The organism is Rhizobium sp. BK008 (assembly GCF_014197345.1).
Taxonomy (GTDB): Bacteria; Pseudomonadota; Alphaproteobacteria; order Rhizobiales; family Rhizobiaceae; genus Rhizobium; species Rhizobium anhuiense.
Genome location: NZ_JACIFK010000002.1, coordinates 191,375 through 211,023, shown reverse-complemented (window position 1 = coordinate 211,023; position 19,649 = coordinate 191,375). Strand labels below are relative to the sequence as shown.

15 protein-coding genes are annotated in these 19,649 nt (G+C 62.6%); 5 read left to right on the top strand and 10 right to left on the bottom strand.

Features of this window, described 5'->3' with window-relative positions; all coding sequences use genetic code 11:
- Window positions 1–32 precede the first annotated feature (32 nt).
- From FHT69_RS12465 to FHT69_RS12435, 7 genes are all read right to left on the bottom strand, one after another.
- Entirely contained in the window at window positions 33–1,412 is a 1,380-nt protein-coding gene (locus FHT69_RS12465) for an FGGY-family carbohydrate kinase (protein WP_183905429.1), read from the bottom strand.
- On the bottom strand, window positions 1,409–1,729 hold the full coding sequence (rhaM, locus tag FHT69_RS12460; RefSeq protein WP_028755716.1) for an L-rhamnose mutarotase: 321 nt from the start codon (window positions 1,727–1,729) through the stop codon (window positions 1,409–1,411). Before rhaM ends, FHT69_RS12465 begins: the two co-directional genes overlap by 4 nt.
- Window positions 1,726–2,733 (bottom strand): ABC transporter permease, encoded by a 1,008-nt coding sequence (locus FHT69_RS12455; RefSeq protein ID WP_028755717.1) that lies wholly within the window; start codon window positions 2,731–2,733, stop codon window positions 1,726–1,728. Before FHT69_RS12455 ends, rhaM begins: the two co-directional genes overlap by 4 nt.
- Entirely contained in the window at window positions 2,730–3,731 is a 1,002-nt protein-coding gene (locus tag FHT69_RS12450; protein WP_183905428.1) for an ABC transporter permease, read from the bottom strand. Before FHT69_RS12450 ends, FHT69_RS12455 begins: the two co-directional genes overlap by 4 nt.
- Window positions 3,732–3,740: 9 nt before the next feature.
- Window positions 3,741–5,276, bottom strand: a complete 1,536-nt coding sequence (locus FHT69_RS12445) for a sugar ABC transporter ATP-binding protein (protein WP_183905427.1) — start codon at window positions 5,274–5,276, stop codon at window positions 3,741–3,743.
- A gap of 72 nt (window positions 5,277–5,348) precedes the next feature.
- Window positions 5,349–6,344: a rhamnose ABC transporter substrate-binding protein gene (rhaS, locus tag FHT69_RS12440; RefSeq protein WP_028755720.1), complete on the bottom strand. Its 996-nt coding sequence runs from the start codon at window positions 6,342–6,344 to the stop codon at window positions 5,349–5,351.
- 48 nt (window positions 6,345–6,392) lie between these two features.
- Window positions 6,393–7,205, bottom strand: coding sequence for a DeoR/GlpR family DNA-binding transcription regulator (locus FHT69_RS12435; protein ID WP_028755721.1), 813 nt, complete (start codon window positions 7,203–7,205; stop codon window positions 6,393–6,395).
- Between the two features lie 199 nt (window positions 7,206–7,404).
- Between FHT69_RS12435 and FHT69_RS12430 the strand changes: the two genes are divergently transcribed.
- Both FHT69_RS12430 and rhaI read left to right on the top strand, forming a co-directional pair.
- On the top strand, window positions 7,405–9,501 hold the full coding sequence (locus tag FHT69_RS12430; protein ID WP_183905546.1) for a bifunctional rhamnulose-1-phosphate aldolase/short-chain dehydrogenase: 2,097 nt from the start codon (window positions 7,405–7,407) through the stop codon (window positions 9,499–9,501).
- A 217-nt stretch (window positions 9,502–9,718) separates the two neighbouring features.
- On the top strand, window positions 9,719–11,011 hold the full coding sequence (rhaI, locus tag FHT69_RS12425) for an L-rhamnose catabolism isomerase (RefSeq protein WP_183905426.1): 1,293 nt from the start codon (window positions 9,719–9,721) through the stop codon (window positions 11,009–11,011).
- Window positions 11,012–11,101: 90 nt separating this feature from the next.
- Here rhaI and FHT69_RS12420 read toward each other — a convergent pair whose 3' ends face one another.
- Window positions 11,102–11,560, bottom strand: coding sequence for a carboxymuconolactone decarboxylase family protein (locus FHT69_RS12420; RefSeq protein WP_063476259.1), 459 nt, complete (start codon window positions 11,558–11,560; stop codon window positions 11,102–11,104).
- Between the two features lie 126 nt (window positions 11,561–11,686).
- Here FHT69_RS12420 and FHT69_RS12415 point away from each other — a divergent pair, with 126 nt between their 5' ends.
- Together FHT69_RS12415 and FHT69_RS12410 are read left to right on the top strand one after the other, a co-directional pair.
- Window positions 11,687–12,556: a sigma-70 family RNA polymerase sigma factor gene (locus FHT69_RS12415; RefSeq protein ID WP_028755725.1), complete on the top strand. Its 870-nt coding sequence runs from the start codon at window positions 11,687–11,689 to the stop codon at window positions 12,554–12,556.
- A 258-nt stretch (window positions 12,557–12,814) separates the two neighbouring features.
- Window positions 12,815–14,032, top strand: a complete 1,218-nt coding sequence (locus FHT69_RS12410; protein ID WP_183905425.1) for an amidohydrolase/deacetylase family metallohydrolase — start codon at window positions 12,815–12,817, stop codon at window positions 14,030–14,032.
- A gap of 22 nt (window positions 14,033–14,054) precedes the next feature.
- On the opposite strand, the gene FHT69_RS12405 is transcribed toward FHT69_RS12410, so the two are convergent.
- Entirely contained in the window at window positions 14,055–14,903 is an 849-nt protein-coding gene (locus FHT69_RS12405; RefSeq protein WP_047612972.1) for an IclR family transcriptional regulator, read from the bottom strand.
- Window positions 14,904–15,060: 157 nt separating this feature from the next.
- On the opposite strand from FHT69_RS12405, the gene FHT69_RS12400 reads away from it, so the two are divergent.
- Entirely contained in the window at window positions 15,061–15,918 is an 858-nt protein-coding gene (locus FHT69_RS12400; protein WP_063476261.1) for an SDR family oxidoreductase, read from the top strand.
- Window positions 15,919–15,959: 41 nt separating this feature from the next.
- Here the strand turns inward: FHT69_RS12400 and FHT69_RS12395 are convergent, their stop codons facing one another.
- Window positions 15,960–19,571 (bottom strand): hydantoinase B/oxoprolinase family protein, encoded by a 3,612-nt coding sequence (locus tag FHT69_RS12395; RefSeq protein WP_183905424.1) that lies wholly within the window; start codon window positions 19,569–19,571, stop codon window positions 15,960–15,962.
- Between the last annotated feature and the right edge of the window lie 78 nt (window positions 19,572–19,649).

Below are 19,649 nucleotides of genomic sequence, written 5' to 3'. Positions count from 1 at the left end.
GGGATGAACAAGGTCCGTTCTTGGAAAAGCTCCTATTCCGTCGCCGCGTACCAGTGGGTGCGATAGGCGGCCAGACCCGGGATATCGGTCGGCGGAATATGCGTTTCGGCACCCGACGCCGGCCGGATGCCGCTCAGAAGGGCCGCCCCCTGGCTGGTGCCGGTCGAGCCCGGAAGGGCCATGACTTCACGACCGGTTAGGGCGGCGAGCAGCTTGAGATAGGTGCCATTCAGGGCAAAGGGCCCTTCGACGATAACCGGGCCTTTGGCGCCGATCAGCCCGAGGCAGGCATCGGTCATCAAAGCGAGATAGAGGCAGGCAGTTGCATAGCGCTGCTCGCGGCTTGCCTCTTCGGCGCCGATCCAGCGGCTTGCCTTTCCCGGAAAAGGCCCGGAACCGGCGGCGATATTCGGCAAGAGCATCATGCCCTTGTCGATGACCGGGCCGATTGCGGCCTGGACGGCCTTTTCGTCGACTGGGCCGATTTCGGCAGAAAGGATCTCGAATTCCCGGCCGCCCATGAAACGCGACGAGGGGACGGCCCGGCCATAGGCATCGACATTGGCGAGCGCATCGCGGTTGGGGTCGAGATGGTCGAGATCGCCGCCGACGCCGAAATTGATCACCCATGTGCCGGTGGAGACGACGGCGAAGGGCGCCTCCCGATGGACCAGATGCGGCAGCAGCGAGGCATTTGAATCGTGAATGCCGCAATAGACCGGCACGGGTGCGGCAAGGCCGAGTTCTGCGGCGACCTCGGGCAGGACCGGGCCGAGCGCATCGAAGGCGGAGCGGATCGGCGCCATCAGGTCGCGGATCCCGAGCCTGTCGACGAGTGAGGAATAGCTGCCGACTCTCGGGTTCCACAGATCGGTATGGCAGCCGAGCGAGGTCAGCTCATTGGCGGCAACACCCGTCAACCGCGCCGTCCAATATTGCGCATAGGTGAGGATGGTCGCAGCTTTAGCGAATTCCTCGGGAAAGGCGGTCTTCTGGTAGTGCAGCTGCGCGCCGACATTGAGGCCCATCGCAAGGCGCGGCGAGAAGGTTTCGTCGAAGGTGGGACGCAACGCCGTATAGGCATCGCGGATCTCCTGCGGATATTCGTGCTCGTAGTCGATAACAGGCATGGCAAGCGCGCCGTCCCGGGCAAGGAGTGCTGCGGAAGCACCATGGGTGGTGATCGAAATGGCGTCGAAGCCCGGCTCACGCGCAAGGCTCTTCAGCGCATCGAGGGCGAAGGACCAGAGCGCCTCTATATCGTAGTGCGGATAGAGACCGGTTTTGATCGCGATGTTCGGCCGCTTCAGCACGGCGATTTCGGCGCCGGTCTCGCTGTCGAGCACGACGACCTTGGCATTGGTCTTGCCGATGTCGAGGACGGCGATGCGGTGATAGGAGGGGGCGTTCATGGCATATGGAAGAGGGTGACGAGGTCGCTTTGCACGGGCGAATTATCCGGATTCGTCGCCATGATATCGGCCATATGGGCCCACCATTTCTTCATCACAGGGTGGTCCGGCAGGCTCGCCATCGTATGGTCGGCCGGCCGCGTCAGCACGCCGAACAGCGTGTTGGTCTCGCGGTCGAGATGGATGGAATAGTCGCTGGCGCCGGACTTGTGCAGGAGATCGACCAGTTCCGGCCAGATCTCGTCATGCCGCCTGCGGTATTCGGCTTCCATGCCGGGATGGAGCTGCATCTTGAAGGCGTGTTTTTCTGCTGTCATCGGGAACTCATGAGCTTGACGCGGCGGGCGATGATCGGGATGGCGATGGTGATGATCAGAAGCAGGCCGATGAAGATCGACATGACGATGCCGGGCACGTTCAAGAGGCCGAGGCCGAAGGTGACGAGGCCCATGACGAAGGCGGCGATGACGACGCCGCCGATCGTGCCGGAGCCACCGAGGATCGAGATACCGCCGAGCACGACCATGGTGACGACCTCGAGTTCCCAGCCCTGGGCGATCGACGGCCGGGTCGAGCCGAGGCGCGAGGTCAGGCAGACGGCGGCGACGCCGCTCATGACGCCGGTCAGCAGGAAGAGGATGAATTTGACGCGCTCGACCGGGATGCCGGAGAAGCGGGCGGCGAAGTCGTTATTGCCGATCGCATAGACCTGCCGGCCGAAATTCGTCGCATGCAAGAGGATGGCGAAGAGGATCGCCAGCACGATGAAGAGCACGAATTCGAAGGAGAACACCCAGACGACATAACCCTGGCCGAAATAGGCAAAATCGGCCGGGTATTTGCCATAGGCCTGGTCGCCGAGCACGATATAGGAAATGCCGCGGAACAGGCTCATCGTGCCGATGGTGACGACGATCGACGGCAGTTTCAGCACCGAGACCAGCACGCCGTTGAAGGTGCCGCAGGCAAGACCGGTGCCGATGCCAATCGCGACCAGGCCCGGCGTGCCGATCCCGACTTGCGCCGCCGCGCCCATCGCCGTCGAGGCGAGCGCGATGATCGCGGCGACCGAGAGGTCGATTTCGCCAGCGATGACCAGCAGTGCCATGGCGAAGGCGATCATCGCCTTTTCGGTAAAGTTGAAGGTGGCGTCCGAAAGGTTCCAGGCATCGAGGAAATAGGGCGAGGCCAAGGAATTGAAGATGAAGATCAGGACGGCGACCGCAAAGAGCAGCACTTCCCAGCTTGCAAGGATGCGGCGGAAGGGTGTGCCGAGGCGGTCGGGAATGACCCGCTTTTCATGTGTGGACACGGTGCTCATGCTGCTGCCTCCGTTCTGACCTCGGCTGCCGCGCGGTCGCGCAGGATGATGCGGCCGCCGTTGCGCTCGCGCCGAGCATTGAAGGCGACGGCGAGAATGATGACGGTTCCGGAGATCGCCATCTGCGTGAAGGGTGAAATGCCGATCACCGGCAGCGCATTCTTGATGACGCCGAGGAAAAGTGCGCCGAGCACGGTGCCGGCGACCGACCCGACACCGCCGGCAATCGAGATGCCGCCGATGACGCAGGCCGCGACGCTGTCGAGTTCGAAGCCGTTGGCGATATCGACATAGGCGACGGCATAACGCGATACCCAGAGATAGCTCGCCAGGCCGGCGAGCGCGCCCGACAGGACGAAGGCGAGGAATTTCGTCCAGCCCGTATCGATGCCGGCATAGACGGCCGCGGTCGGATTGCCGCCGGTCGCATAGGCCGAGCGGCCAAACTGGGTATATCGGAGCAGGACATACATCAGGAGCACGATAACGATGCCCACCCAGCCGAGGACGGGTAGGCCGAGGATCGGCGTGCGCGGCACCGACAGGAAGACCGGCGTCATCTGATGGGCGTTGACCCACGCCCCGCCCGACAGCACGAAGGCCATGCCGCGATAGATGGTGAGCGTGCCGAGCGTGACGACGATCGGCGGAATTTCGAGCGCCCAGACAAGAAAGCCGTTGATGGCGCCGAGGCAGGCGCCAATGACGATCGCGGCAAGGATGAGCAGGACGAGCGGCAGGTCGGGATAGGCGGCATTCATCATCGCGATCGCCATGCCGGTGAAGGCGAGGTTGGCGGCAACCGACAGGTCGATCGATTTCGTCAGGATGACCGTCATCTGCGCCAGCGCCAGGATGATCAGGATGGAGGTATCGTTGAAAATGCCGGCGAGATTCTCCGGCGTTGCGAAATCGGCAGCGCGCGTCGAAAAGATCGCGATCATCACGACGATGATGGCGAAGAGCAGGGTTTCGCGTTTTCTGATCAGTCTTGCCATGTGTCTACCTCATGCATTGCCGGTGGCGGCGCGCACCAGCGCTTCCGGTGACAGTTCGGCGCGTTCGAAAATTCCGGCAGACAGGCCTTCCTTCATCACCAGCACGCGGTCCGACATGCCGATGATTTCGGGCAGTTCGGATGAGACCATGATGATCGACAGGCCCTCGGCGGCGAGTTCGCTGATGAAGCCGTGCACGGCCGCCTTCGAGCCGATATCGATGCCCTTGGTGGGTTCGTCGAGGATGATGACCTTCGGCGCGGTCGCCAGCCATTTGCCGATGACGACCTTCTGCTGGTTGCCGCCCGACAGCGTGCCGACCGGCACGGAAAGGGCCGCGGCGCGCAAATCCAGCCGCTCGGCATATTTGCGGGCGAGCGCGAATTCTTCGGCCGCCCTGAGGAAACCCCGGCGCGAGGTGCGGGCCAGTGACGGCAGTGTCATGTTCTGGAAGATCGGCATCGGCAGCGCCAGTCCATGGCGGCCGCGTTCCTCCGGCACGTAAACGATGCCGGCGCGGATCGCATCCTGCGGCGAATGGATGGTGATCTCGCGGCCTTCGAGCATCATCTTGCCGGAGAGCGGCCTGGTGATGCCGAAGAGCGATTGCGACAGTTCCGAGCGGCCGGCGCCGATCAGGCCGTATATGCCGAGAATCTCGCCCTGGCGCAGGGTGAAGGAGATGTCGCGGAATTCGGTGCGGTGGCTGTAATGACTGATCTCGAGAACCGGGCCGCCAATGGCGACATCGATCTTCGGAAAGGCGTTTTCGACGTCGCGGCCGACCATCATGCGGACGATCTCGTCCTGCGGCGTCTCCTTGAGCCGGCCCTGGCCGACGGCGCGGCCGTCGCGGAAGACGACGAAGTCGTCGGCGATCTCGTAAACCTCGTCGAACTTGTGGCTGATGAACAGGATCGCCTTGCCCTGTTCCTTCAGGCCCCGGACGATGCGGAAGAGATCGTCGATCTCCTTGCGGGAAAGGGCTGCCGTCGGTTCGTCCATGATGACGATGCAGGCCTCGATCGACAGCGCACGCGCAATCGCCACCAGATGGCGCTGCGCGATCGAGAGGTCCTTCAGCCGGATCGTCGGATCGATATTGCTTTCGAGCGCGGTCAGCAGCGCCTTGGCGCGGCTGTTCATCGTCTGCCAATCTATGGTGCGCCAACGTGTGCGCGGCGCATGGCCGAGGAAGATGTTTTCGGCAACCGTCAGCTCGTCGAACAGCACGGTTTCCTGATGGATGGCGGTGACGCCGGCATCGATCGCGGCCTGGGCGCTGGCAAAGGTTACCGGCCGGCCGTCGACGAGGATCTCGCCTTCATTCGGCCGGTAGATGCCGGTCAGGATCTTGACGAGCGTCGATTTGCCGGCACCGTTTTCGCCGATCAGCGCCGTTACCGTGCCGGGATGCAGCGCGATGCTGACATTGTCGAGCGCCTTCACGCCCGGGAAGATCTGGGAGATGCCGCGCATTTCCAGAATGGCTGGCGCATCACCGGTTTTGCTGTCCGTGGCGGTTTGTTGAAAGGCGGCGTTCATCAAGCTTCTACCAGTGTCGAATGAGAATCCCGGCGGCCATCGAGCCGCCGGGCTTTTATGCGTCGCTCCGGATCAGAAGACCTTGGAGAACTGGTCGATGTTCGAAGCATTGTAGACAAAGGGATCGGCCATGGCGGCTTCGCCGTTGTCGCCGACCTTGATCTTGCCCATGCGGCCGACTTCGATCTCGCTGCCCGGCTTGCCGTCGGTTTCGCCCTTGACGAGGCGATAGGCGATCTGCGTTGCGGAGTAGCCGAGGTCGATCGGGTTCCAGATGGCGAATTCCTTCGTGGCTCCCGACTTGATCGCGCCGGCCATTTCGGAAGGCAGACCGAGGCCGGTGACGTAGACCTTGCCGACAAGGCCCTTGTCTTCGACGACCTTCGAAGCAGCGAGAACGCCGACCGTCGTCGGAGCGACGATGACCTTGACGTTCGGGTTCGACTTCAACAGGCCTTCGGCTTCACGATAGGACTTGTCCGAGAGGTCGTCGCCATAAACTGTCGTGACGAGGTTGAGGCCCGGGAAATCCTTGAGCTGCTTCTTCATCTGGTCGATCCAGATGTTCTGGTTGGTCGAGGTGGTCGTTGCCGACAGGATGGCGAAGTCGCCCTTGCCGCCGTCGAGATGGTCCTTGGCGAGCGTCAGGCACATCTTGCCGATCAGCTCGTTGGACGACGGGTTGAGCTGCAGGATACGGCCTTCAGGCGCGACGCCCGAATCCCAGGAGATCACCTTGATGCCGCGTTGCGCCGCCTTCTTCAGCGCCGGAACGAGCGCGTCAGGATCATTGGCCGAAACGGCGATGGCGTTGACGCCCTGGGCGATCAGCGAATTGATGACTTCGATCTGGCCTTCGGCCGTCGTCGACGTCGGACCGGTATAGATGACCTCGACACCGCCGAGTTCCTTGGCGGCTTCCTGCGCGCCCTTGTTGGCGGCATCGAAGAAGCCGTTGCCGAGCGACTTGACGACGAGGCCGATCTTGATGTCGGCGGCGCTGGCCGTTCCCGCCATCATGGCGACGGCAAATGCCACGCCGATTGCGAGTTTCTTTGCGAGTTTCATGCTTTCATCCTCCCACTTGATTGACACTCTTCACACCTGGCCGGCGCCTCATGCGACCGACGAGGAATCCTCCTTGATTGCCTGGGCGACCGGGCTCGCGACAATGAGCCTGATGCCGGCATTTTCGATCATCCTGGCGGCTTCCTCCGGAATGCCGTCATCGGTGATCACAGTCGACACACGCTCGAGCGGGCACAGAATGAGGCTCGAGCGGCGATGGAACTTGCTGGAATCGGCCATGACGACCAATTCGTCGGCCTGATGCATCAGCTTCTGTTCGCTCTGGATGATCAGCGCGTCGGCTTCCATGATGCCGAGCGGGCCGATACCCTGCGCGCCGATGAAGAAACGGCGGGCATAGAAATTGCGGATCGCGTCATTGTCGAAGGGGGAGAGGATCAGGCTCTGCTCGCGATAGATCGCGCCGCCCGGCACCGTCACCGTGTTCTTCGAATGCTTGACCAGATGTTCGGCGATCGCGAAGGAATTGGTCATCACCTGCAGGCGGTGCGCCGCCATGAAATGCACCATCTGGAAGGTGGTCGTGCCGCCATTGATGATGATCGCGTCACCCGGATCGCAAAGCTCGACGGCCTGCCGGGCGATTGCGCGTTTCTTGTCGATGTTGACCGATTCCGAAACACGGAAAGGGCGCCCGGCAAGATTGCCGAGCTGCGGCGGATGCACCGCCTCGGCGCCGCCGCGCACGCGCCGGATCTTGCCCTGGACATGAAGAGCCGCGATGTCGCGCCGGATCGTCGCCTCGGAAGCCTCGGTCAGTTCGGAAATATCCTGAACCGTCACGACGGACTTTTCCTGAACGGCGCTCAGAATAATGCGATGGCGTTCGCGTTCGTGCATGGGGCTCCTCCTTCAATCGTTTATTTCCCACATATGACAATGTGTCAATCAAAAACGATCATGAATTTTCATATTGCGCTGCACAATAATCGAATTTGATCGTTTTCGATTGACAAGCTGCGTTTTGATGAGCGATACCGTCAACGAAAAGGGGCGCGAACCCTCGCGCCCCGATGACGATTTCATATGGGAGGATGACATGGCGGCGAACGTCCGGCTTCTGGAAAACCGGTGGGATGATGGTTACGCGGCAGGTCTCGACGAGCCCGGCAAGCTGCTTTATCGCTCCAACCTGCTCGGCGCCGACAAGCGCATCACCAATTACGGCGGCGGCAACACCTCGGCGAAGGTAATGGAAACCGATCCGTTGACCGGCGGCAAAGTCAAGGTGCTCTGGGTCAAGGGTTCGGGCGGCGATGTCGGCACGATCAAGCTCGACGGTTTCGCGACACTCTACCAGGACAAGCTGGAATCGCTGAAGGGCATCTACAAGGGCGTCGAGGATGAGGACCGCATGGTCGGCTTCCTGCCGCACTGCACCTTCAACCTGAACGCCCGCGCCGCCTCGATCGATACGCCGCTGCACGGGTTCGTGCCTTTCACCCATGTCGACCACATGCATCCCGATGCGATCATCGCGATCGCCGCATCGAAGAATTCCAGGGAGCTGACGCAGCAGATCTTCGGCGACGAGATCGGCTGGCTGCCCTGGCGTCGCCCGGGCTTCCAGCTCGGCCTCGACCTCGGCGCTTTCGTCGCCGCCAATCCGAATGCGAAGGGCGTCGTGCTCGAAAGCCATGGCCTCTTCACCTGGGCTGACGACGCCAAGGCTTGCTATGAGCTGACGCTCGATATCATCAACAAGGCGATCGTCTGGTTTGCCGGAAAGACCGAGGGAAAGACGATTTTCGGCGGCGCCGTCACGCAGAGCCTGGCCGTTGCCGAGCGCCGCGCCATCGCTGCCCGGCTGATGCCGGAAATCCGCGGCCGCATCGGCAAGCAGGAGCGCAAGCTCGGCCATTTCGACGATCAGGACGCCGTGCTCGAATTCGTCAATTCCAAGGATTTGCGCCCGCTCGGCGCGCTCGGCACCAGCTGCCCGGATCATTTCCTGCGCACCAAGATACGCCCGCTGATCGTCGATTTCGATCCGGCCAAGCCGGATGTCGACGCGATCGTCGCCGGTCTCGACCAGGCGCTGGAGGACTACCGCGCCGATTACGCCCGCTATTACAACGACTGCAAGCATGACAATTCGCCGGCCATGCGCGACGCCAATCCGGTCATCTTCCTCGTCCCCGGCGTCGGCATGCTGTCCTTTGCTCGCGACAAGGCGACGGCCCGCATCGCCAGCGAATTCTACGTCAACGCCATCAATGTCATGCGCGGGGCGTCGACGGTCTCGGAATATCAGGGCCTGCCGGAGCAGGAAGCCTTTGATATCGAATACTGGCTGCTTGAAGAGGCCAAGCTCCAGCGCATGCCGAAGCCGAAGAGCCTCGCCGGCCGCGTCGCCTTCGTCACCGGCGGCGCCGGCGGCATCGGCCGGGCGACGGCGGCGCGCCTCGTCGGCGAGGGCGCCTGCGTGGTGCTTGCCGATATCGACCAGGCGGCGCTCGAGGGCACCGAAGCTGATTTCGTCAAGAAATATGGCGCCGATGCCGTCCGCAGCGTCCGGCTCGACGTCACCCAGGAACATGCGGTGATCGCCGCCTTCGTGGAAGCCTGCGTCGAATTCGGCGGCGTCGATATTCTCGTCTCGAATGCCGGCATTGCCTCCTCCGCGCCGATCGAAACAACCGAGCTGTCGACCTGGAACCGCAATATCGATATTCTGGCGACCGGTTATTTCCTCGTCTCGCGTGAAGCGTTCCGCCTGTTCCGCCGTCAGGCGCTCGGCGGCAACGTCATCTTCGTCGCCTCGAAAAACGGTCTTGCCGCCTCGCCGAACGCGTCTGCCTATTGCACCGCCAAGGCTGCCGAAATCCATCTCGCCCGCTGCCTGGCGCTGGAAGGTGCCGATTCCGGCATCCGCGTCAACACGGTCAACCCGGATGCCGTCCTGCGCGGCTCGAAGATCTGGAGCGGCGAATGGCGCGAGCAGCGCGCCGCCTCGTCGAAGATCGAGGTGGACGATCTCGAGGAACATTACCGCAAGCGTTCGATGCTGAAACTCAACGTGTTTCCGGAAGATATCGCCGAGGCGATCTATTTCCTCGCTTCGGACCTCTCGGCAAAATCGACCGGCAACATCATCAACGTCGATGCCGGCAACGTGCAGAGCTTTACGCGCTGATTTTGATTGACGGCGGATGCGTCGGCCCCTCACCCTAACCCTCTGCCCGTCATGACGGGCAGAGGGGACTTGCCTGACGAAACGTTGGAGCGGGACGGAGACGGCGCGGCAAATTCCCTTCTCCCCGTCAGAACGGGGAGAAGGTGCCAGCAGGCGGATGAGGGGCTGCCGCTACGGCAAAGTCCCAATGTTTAAAATGCATAACCGGGAGGAAGACATGGCCGAATTCAGGATCGCGCAGGATCTGGTCGCAACGGATAACGACAAGCGGGCAACCGCGCTGAAAGCCGATTACGAGGCGCTGGGCGCAGCGCTTGCCCGCCGCGGCGTCGATATCGAGGCGGTCACCCGCAGGGTTGCTGAATTCTTCGTCGCCGTTCCCTCCTGGGGTGTGGGCACCGGCGGCACGCGGTTTGCCCGTTTCCCCGGCACCGGCGAGCCGCGCGGGATTTTCGACAAGCTCGACGATTGCGCCGTCATCAACCAGCTGACGCAAGCGACGCCGAATGTCTCCCTGCATATCCCCTGGGACAAGGCGGATGCACGGGAGTTGAAGGCCAAGGGCGACGCGCTCGGCCTCGGCTTCGATGCGATGAACTCCAACACCTTTTCCGATGCGCCCGGCCAGGCCCATTCCTACAAATACGGTTCGCTCAGCCATACCGACGCGGCAACGCGGGCGCAGGCAGTCGAGCACAATCTCGAATGCATCGAGATCGGCAAGGCGCTCGGCTCCCAGGCATTGACGGTCTGGATCGGCGACGGCTCGAACTTCCCCGGCCAGAGCCATTTCACCAAGGCTTTCGAGCGTTACCTCGCCTCGATGGCTGACATTTACAAGGCGCTGCCCGATGATTGGAAGCTGTTCTCCGAGCACAAGATGTACGAGCCGGCCTTCTATTCCACCATCGTGCAAGATTGGGGCACCAACTACCTGATCGCCCAGACGCTCGGCCCCAAGGCCTACTGCCTCGTCGACCTCGGCCACCATGCGCCGAACACCAATATCGAGATGATCGTCGCCCGCCTGATCCAGTTCGGCAAGCTCGGCGGTTTCCACTTCAACGATTCGAAATATGGCGACGACGATCTCGATGCCGGCGCGATCGATCCTTACCGGCTGTTCCTGGTGTTCAACGAGCTGGTCGATGCCGAGCAGCGCGGCGTCAACGATTTCAACCCGGCCCATATGATCGACCAGTCGCACAATGTCACCGATCCGATCGAAAGCCTGATCAACAGCGCCAACGAAATCCGCCGCGCCTATGCGCAGGCGCTGATCGTCGACCGCAAGGCACTCTCCGGCTATCAGGACGACAATGATGCGCTGATGGCGTCTGAAACGCTGAAGCGCGCCTATCGCGCCGATGTCGAGCCGATCCTCGCCGAAGCGCGCCGCAGGGCCGGCGGCGCGATCGACCCGATCGCCGTCTACCGGGCCAGCGGTTACCGCAAGAAAGTGGCGGCCGAGCGTCCGGCTTCCGCTGCCGGCGGCGGCGGTATCATCTGAGCGTCAATCGTCTCGCATGATCTGAGGTCATGCCAACAAAAAGTGGCCGTCGGCAGTGCAGAGGTGATGCACCGCCGGCGGCTCGCCGTTTTACGGCTTCCATTGCCCCGCGACCTGTCGGGTGGCGACGTTCAGCCGGTTCCAGACATTGATATTGGCGATGGCGACGACGAGGGCCGCAAGGCTTTTGCCATCGTAGTGCCGGGTCGCTTCATCCCAGATATCATCCGGCACCGGATCCGCCCGATCGCTGAGGCGGGTGATCGCCTCGGTGAGCGCAAGCGCGGCGCGTTCGGCATTGCTATAATAGGGGGCGTCGCGCCAGCCGGCGACGGCAAAGAGCCGCTCGTCGGTCTCGCCGTGTTTGCGGGCAATGCGCCAATGACCATCGATGCAGACGCTGCAGCCGTTGATCTGGCTGGCGCGCAGATTGACCAGTTCGAGCAGCTTTGCCGAAAGACCGGTTTCTGTCGGCACCTTGCTGAGCGCATTGAGCGCCTGCATGGCCGCGGGAAGGACGAGGGCTGGATTTCCCATTCTCTCCTGCATGACCAATTTTTCCTGCATGATATGTCTCCTTGATGCGTTTGTCGTTTGACGATCCGCCGGCGCTGTCACATCGGCCGGGTTTCATGCGTCATGGCTCTGACGGAACGCAGCGGAGGAATGTGACACATGGACGAGAAAAAATGGCTGGCCGATGAATTCGAGGCGAACAGGGCGCACCTGCGGGCTGCCGCTTATCGCATGCTCGGCTCGCGCAGCGAGGCAGATGATGCCGTTCAGGAGGCCTGGCTGCGGCTCCACCGCACGGACACGACAGGGGTCGGCAATCTTGGCGGCTGGCTGACGACGGTGGTGGCGCGCATCTGCCTCGACATGCTGCGCGCCCGCAAGACCCGGCGCGAGGAGCCGCTGGAGGCGCCGCTCCACGCCGGGATCGCCGATCCGGCGAACGATCCAGAGCGTGAGGCCGCCTTTGCCGACTCGGTCGGTATGGCACTGCTCGTGGTGCTGCAGACATTGGCGCCCGCCGAACGTGTCGCCTTCGTGCTGCACGACATGTTCGATCTGCCCTTCGATGAGATCGCCCCGATCATCGGCCGTTCGTCGGCCGCCACCCGCCAGCTCGCAAGCCGCGCCCGCCGCAGGGTGCAGGGCTTGGACGAAGCGCCTGATGTCGATCTCGGGCGCAAGCGGACGATCGCCGAGGCCTTTCTGACGGCGTCGCGGAACGGCGATCTGGAAGGCTTGATCGCGGTGCTTGCTCCTGACGTCGTCTTCCGGCCGGATGCGACGGCCGCCCGCTTCGGCACCATTGGCGAGATGCGCGGCGCAGCTCAGGTGGCCGAAGCCTTCAAGGGCCGGGCCCAGGCAGCCGAAATCGCCATCGTCGGTGGCGAGCTCGGATTCGTCGTGCAGATCGCGGGCCAGCTGCGCGTCGTGGTGGCGCTGACGATCGACGATGGCAGGATCGCCGCGATCGACGCCATCGCCGATCCGGATCACCTGGAACGGCTCGACTATTCGATCCTTCGAGATTGAAAACAAACGTCAATTTTCCGGATCTTCGAAACAGGCGCGCTTCGAAAGGAGCGTGCTGCTGGCGTTTCCTCAGTGGCGAGGGCCGTGTCATTTTCCTTGACAGCGGTGTGTCCGGCTTTATTCTATTATAAAGATTTATATAGCATAATTATGGAATTGTGATGGGTATGCGCTGCGGCATCATCTCCAGCTTCCCCCACCTTTTCCATGATGACAAGAGATGACCGAGAGTGATCCCGGTCCGAGACTTCGAAAGGAATGCATATCATGTCCGGCGACCAGGCGAAGAAGCCGCTCCTCCTCACCAATGTCAGACCGATGGCATTCGGTGCGGGCACATCCGAGGGGATGATCGACATTCTCGTCAATGCCGACGGCAGGATCGCCGAGATTGGTCCATCGCTTGCGGTCTCGCAGGATGTAGCGCGCATCGACGGCAAGGGCGCCTTCATCTCGCCGGGTTGGGTCGATTTGCACGTGCATATCTGGCACGGCGGCACCGACATCTCCATCCGCCCCTCCGAATGCGGTGTCGAGCGCGGCGTCACCACGCTGGTCGATGCCGGTTCGGCCGGTGAGGCGAATTTCCATGGCTTCCGCGAATATATCATCGAGCCCTCGCGCGAACGCATCAAGGCCTTCCTGAATCTGGGCTCGATCGGCCTCGTCGCCTGCAATCGCGTCGCCGAACTCAGGGATATAAGAGATATCGATCTCGACCGCATCCTCGAAGTCTATGCCGAAAACAGCGAGCATATCGTCGGCATCAAGGTGCGCGCCAGCCATGTCATCACCGGCTCTTGGGGCGTGACGCCGGTCAAGCTCGGCAAGAAGATCGCCAAGATTTTGAAAGTGCCGATGATGGTGCATGTCGGCGAGCCGCCGGCGCTCTATGATGAGGTGCTGGAGATCCTCGGCCCCGGCGACGTCGTCACCCATTGCTTCAACGGCAAGGCCGGTTCGAGCATCATGGAGGACGAGGACCTCTTCACTCTCGCCGAGCGCTGCGCCTCCGAGGGCATCCGTCTCGACATCGGCCATGGCGGCGCCTCCTTCTCCTTCAAGGTCGCCGAAGCGGCAATCGCGCGCGGGCTGCTGCCATTCTCGATCTCGACCGACCTGCACGGCCATTCGATGAACTTCCCGGTCTGGGACCTGGCGACGACGATGTCGAAGCTGCTGAGCGTCGGCATGCCCTTCGACAAGGTGGTGGAAGCCGTCACCCATGCGCCGGCATCGGTCATCAAGCTGTCGATGGAGAACCGGCTTTCGGTCGGCTCTCAAGCCGAATTCACGATTTTCGACCTGGTCGATTCCGACCTCGAAGCGACGGATTCCAATGGCGACGTCTCGGTTCTCAACAAGCTGTTCGAGCCGCGCTACGCAGTGATGGGCGCCGATGCCTTCGCCGCCAGCCGCTACGTGCCGCGGGCGCGCAAGCTGGTGCGCCACAGCCACGGCTATTCCTACAGGTAGGATTGGCTGAAGAGGGCGAGGATCAGCGGTTACGCCAGCCCATCAGCTTTTCGATCCGTTCCGCCGAACTGCGCACATGCGCGGTGTAGTGGTTCTCGTCGGAAAAGGCCTTCTGCTCCGGCAGCACGATGGAAATGGTGGCGACGCACTGGCCGTCGCGATCGCAGATCGGCGAGGCGATGCAGGCAACCGCATAATCCGATTCCCCCGCCTGGATCGACAGGCGCGACTCGAAGGCCTTGCCGGCGGCTTCCGACAGTGTGCCCGGGTCGATCTCGGCGCGGCCGGTCGGTGAGGAGCGGGCGCAGCGCTTGAACAGTTCGATGCGCTCCTCCTCGGGCAAGTGGCCGACGAGCAGGCGGCCGGAGGCCGTCCAGTTCAGCGGCACGCGGGTGCCGACGCGCGACGCCACCTGGAAGTGGCTCGGGCCGTCGGCCATGGCCAGCACCAGCATATAATCGCCGTCGCGGCCGCAGACCTGCACGGTTTCGCCGGCCTGGCGGCAGAGATCGTGCATCTCGTGGGTGGCGATGCTCATGAAATCCAGCGACCGCGCATAGGCAAGGCCGTAGTGATAGAGCCGGGCGCCGAGCCAGATCGAGCCGTCGGCCTGGCGCGTCAGCATGTTCTTCTCGACGAGATCGTCGACGATGACGTAAACGGTCGACAGTGGCGCCTTGACCGCCTTGGCGATAGCGTAGACGCCGGCGGGCGATCCAGTCTCATAGAGATGATCGATCACCTGCAGCGCACGGTCGATACCGCTAACACGCGCGCGGCGAGCACCCTTGCCACCGGCCTCGCCGGCAACGCTCTCATCTTCGGAATAAACTGCGGGTGATGTCTTTCCGTCCAATTCCACGCACCTCATGAAAACTGCGATTATGTTACATTACTATGGCATAGCTGTCGCCGTGGCAAATCGCAACATCTTGTAGGTTGATCGTCTGGGCGGATGTGATGGCGGTGGAATGACGTTGGAACAACCAGCCGCAGCCTGAGTTTGCCCTTCAACCCAGGAGGTCATGATGACGAATTATCCAACACCACCCTTCCCATCCCAGAAACAGCCGATGCCGGGTTTTACCGCGCAGATGGAACCGATTCCCGACCATGGCGAAAAAAGCTATCGCGGATCCGAACGGCTCAAGGGCAAGCGGGCGATCATCACCGGCGGCGATAGCGGCATCGGTCGCGCCGTGGCGATTGCCTATGCCCGTGAAGGCGTCGATCTGCTGATCTCCTATCTCGACGAGGATGAGGATGCCGACGAGACGAAACGGCTCGTCGAGCAGGCCGGGCGCAAGGCTGTGCTCGTCAGCGGCGACATCCAGGATCCCGCCCACTGCAGACAGATCGTCGAGACGGCGGTCAAGGAACTGGGCGGCATCGACATTCTCGTCAACAACGCCGCGCATCAGGCGAGCTTCAAGAGTATCGACGAGATCAGCGACGAGGAGTGGGAACTGACCTTCAAGGTCAATATCCATGCGATGTTCTACCTGACCAAGGCAGCCGTCGCCCATATGAAGCCCGGCAGCGCCATCATCAACACGGCCTCGATCAATTCGGACAATCCGAACCCGACACTGCTTGCCTATGCGACGACCAAGGGCGCGATCCAGAATTTCACCGCCGGCCTTGCCCAGCTTCTGGCCGAAAAAGGCATTCGCGCCAATGCGGTGGCGCCGGGCCCGATCTGGACGCCGCTCATCCCTTCGACGCTGCCGGAAGAAAGCGTCAGCAATTTCGGCAAGCAGGTGCCGATGAAGAGGCCGGGTCAGCCGGCCGAGCTTGCCACAGCCTATGTGATGCTGGCCGATCCCTTGTCGAGCTATGTCTCCGGCGCGACAATCGCGGTCACCGGCGGCAAGCCCATTCTCTAATGCATGTCGCCCGGAAGTGTTCAGGGGCTCCTGGATAGGAGCTAAACCGGCTTGCCGTAGCCACCCCCGGTCGGCGTCGTGATGATCACGGCGTCACCGGCTGCGAGCATTGCCTGATCGCAGCCTTCCAGCTTTTCGACTTGGCCGTCGCCGCGGCGGATCTCGGTTTTCCCCAACTGCCCGTCTTCCCCGCCGAACAGGCCGAAAGGCCGGATCGTACGGTGCGAGGAGAGGATGCTGCAATCCATCGTCTCCAGGAAGCGGATGGTGCGCTCGGTACCGCCGCCGGAACTATATTGCCCCTTGCCGCCGGAACCGCGGCGGATGTGGAAATCTTCCAGCACGACGGGAAAACGGAATTCCAGCACCTCGGGATCGGTCAGCCGCGAATTGGTCATGTGGCTGTGCACGCCATCGGCGCCGCTGAAGCCGGTGCCGTCATTGAGCACGCCGGCGGGGCCGCCGGCGCAGATCGTCTCGTAATATTGATAGGTGGCGTTGCCGAAAGTCAGGTTGTTCATCGAGCCCTGGGCTGCCGCCAGTGTTCCGAGCGCTCCGAACAGCGCATTGGTCACATGCTGGCTGGTTTCGACATTGCCGGCGACGACGGCTGCCGGATAGGTCGGGCGCAGCATCGAGCCGTCGGGCACGATGATGCGGATCGGCCGGAGGCAACCGGCATTCATCGGGATCGGCTGCTCGACCATGACACGGAAGACATAGAGCACGGCGGCGCGTGTCACCGGTTCCGGCGCATTGAAATTGGTCGGCTGCTGTGCGCTCGTGCCGGTGAAGTCGACCGTTGCCTCGCGCGCCTTCCTGTCGACGGTGATCTTCACCTTGATAACGGCGCCCTGATCGGTGGGGTAGGTGAATTCGCTGTCGCTCAGCCGGGCGATGACCCGGCGCACGCTTTCTTCGGCATTGTCCTGTACATGGCCCATATAGGCTTCGACGACGTCGAGCCCGAAATGGGCGACCATCTTGCGCAATTCGTGCACGCCCTTTTCGTTGGCGGCGATCTGCGCCTTCACGTCGGCTACATTCTGGGCAGGATTGCGGGCGGGGTAGGGGTGGTCCGTCAACATCGCCGCGAAGTCGGCCTCACGAAAACGCCCCTTATCGACCAGCAGGAAATTGTCGATCAGCACGCCTTCCTCATCGACCTTCGTCGCCCGCGGGGTCATCGAGCCCGGCGCCTTGCCGCCGATATCGGCATGATGGCCGCGCGAGGCGACATAGAAGAGGATGACCTCTCCGGCATCGTCGAAAACAGGCGTGACGACGGTGATGTCGGGCAGATGCGTGCCGCCATTATACGGTGCGTTGAGCGCGAAGACGTCGCCCGGGCGGATGTTGCCTTGGTTGAGGCGGATGATCGTTTCGACCGAACGGTCCATGGAGCCTAGATGCACCGGCATGTGCGGTGCGTTGGCGACGAGCGCGCCGGTGCGGTCGAAGACGGCGCAGGAGAAATCGAGCCGCTCCTTGATATTGACCGAATGGGCCGTGTTCTGCAGCGTCACGCCCATCTGCTCGGCGATCGCCATGAACAGGTTGTTGAAGACTTCGAGCATCACGGGGTCGGCGCTGGTGCCGATCGCCGCATTGCGCGACAGCGGGATCTCGCGGATGAGGACGATATGGTTGCGGCCGGTGAGCCTTGCCTGCCAGCCCGCCTCGACGACGATCGTCTGATGCGGTTCGATGATCAGCGCGGGGCCTTTGAGGACGGCGCCCGGCTTTAGCGCCTCGCGCTTGAAGATGCCGGCCTCGTGCCATGTTCCACCGGAATAGAAGCGGGTGGTGCGCAGCGCTTCCGGCACCGAGGCGTCCGCCTGAATGTCCGCCTCCTGAATGTCGGCGCCGCCGCCGATGCCCTCGACTTCGATGGAATCGACGACAACAGGCCGGTCGTCGAAGATGAAGCCGAACTGCTTCTTGTGGGCGACGGCAAAGGCTTGCGCCATCTCCTCCTGCTGCCCGAAGGCAACGGGCAGGGCCGTGTCGGTGCCCTTATATTGCAGGTGCAGTCGGGTGACGATCTCCAGATCGGCCGCCTCGACGCCTTGCAGCGTCATTTCCCCACGCACCTCCTCTTCCAGCTCGGCCCTGACGGCGCCGATCGTCGTCAAGGCCGTGTCGAGTTCGGTCAGGACGGCGCGCTGGCGCGTGGCGCGGATATCGGCGAGACCCATGCCATAGGCCGAAAGGATGCCGGAGAAGGGGTGGATCAGCACGGTCTTCATGCCGAGGCTGTCGGCCACGAGGCAGGCATGCTGGCCGCCGGCGCCGCCGAAGCAGGTGAGCGCATAGTCCGAAACGTCATAGCCGCGCTGCACGGAGATTTTCTTGATGGCATTGGCCATGTTCTCGACGGCGATGGCGAGAAAACCGTCGGCGACGTCTTCCGCCGTCCGCCCGCCGCCGATCGTCTGCGCCATCTCGGCAAAGGCGCTGCGCACCGCCTCGGCATCGAGCGGCTGGTCCTGCCCCGGCCCGAAGATTTCAGGGAAGAAATCCGGCAGCAGCTTGCCGGTCATGATGTTGGCGTCGGTGACGGCAAGCGGACCGCCGCGGCGGTAGGATTTCGGACCGGGCGTCGCCCCGGCTGAATCGGGACCGACGCGGAAGCGCGAACCGTCATAACTCAGGATCGAGCCGCCGCCGGCAGCAACGGTGTGGATCTTCATCATCGGCGCGCGCATGCGCACACCGGCGACCTCGGTCTCGAAAGCGCGTTCCAATTCACCGTCGTAATGCGAGACATCGGTCGAAGTGCCGCCCATGTCGAAGCCGATCATTCGGTCAAAGCCGGCGATGCGCGAGACCTCGACCGCGCCGACCACGCCGCCGGCGGGGCCGGACAGGATCGCATCCTTGCCCTGGAAGAGATGCGCGTCGGTCAGTCCGCCGGAAGACTGCATGAACATCAGCTTCGGGCCCTCTGCGTCGCCGGTGCCGAGCTCGGCGGCAACCTGATCAACATAACGCCGGAGAACCGGAGACAGATAGGCATCGACGACGGCGGTGTCGCCGCGCCCGACGAGCTTGATCAGCGGTGAAACGACATGGGAGGGCGAGATCTGCGTGAAACCGATTGCGCTGGCGATGGCGGCGGCCTGCTGCTCATGCTCGGGATAGCGGTAGGCATGCATGAAGACGATGGCGACGGCGCGCAGGCCGCTGGCATAGGCGGCTTCAAGCGCTTGTCGCAGGTCATGCTCGTTAAGGGCACGTTCCACTGTGCCGTCCGCCAACACCCGCTCGTCGGCCTCGATGACATCGGCATAAAGCAGTTCCGGCTTGACGATCTTCTTGGCGAATATATCGGCGCGGGCCTGGTAGCCGATCTCCAGCGCATCGCGGAACCCCTTCGTCGTCACCAAGAGGGTTGGATCGCCCTTGCGTTCCAAGAGGGCATTGGTGGCGACCGTCGTTCCCATCTTCACCGCGCCGATGAGGTCGGAAGGGATCGGTTCGCCAGGCTCAAGGCCAAGCAATTCACGGATGCCGTGCACGGCCGGGTCGCGATAGGCTTCCGGATTTTCTGAGAGCAGCTTGTGGGCGATGAGCGAACCGTCCGGACGGCGTGCGACGATATCGGTGAACGTGCCGCCGCGATCGACCCAGAAATCCCATTGCCTGCCCATCGTCCGGTCTCCTGTTAAACTGAAATTTTATTGACGATTTATCGATAAAATGTCAACGTTCTCCCTCTTGGATCATGG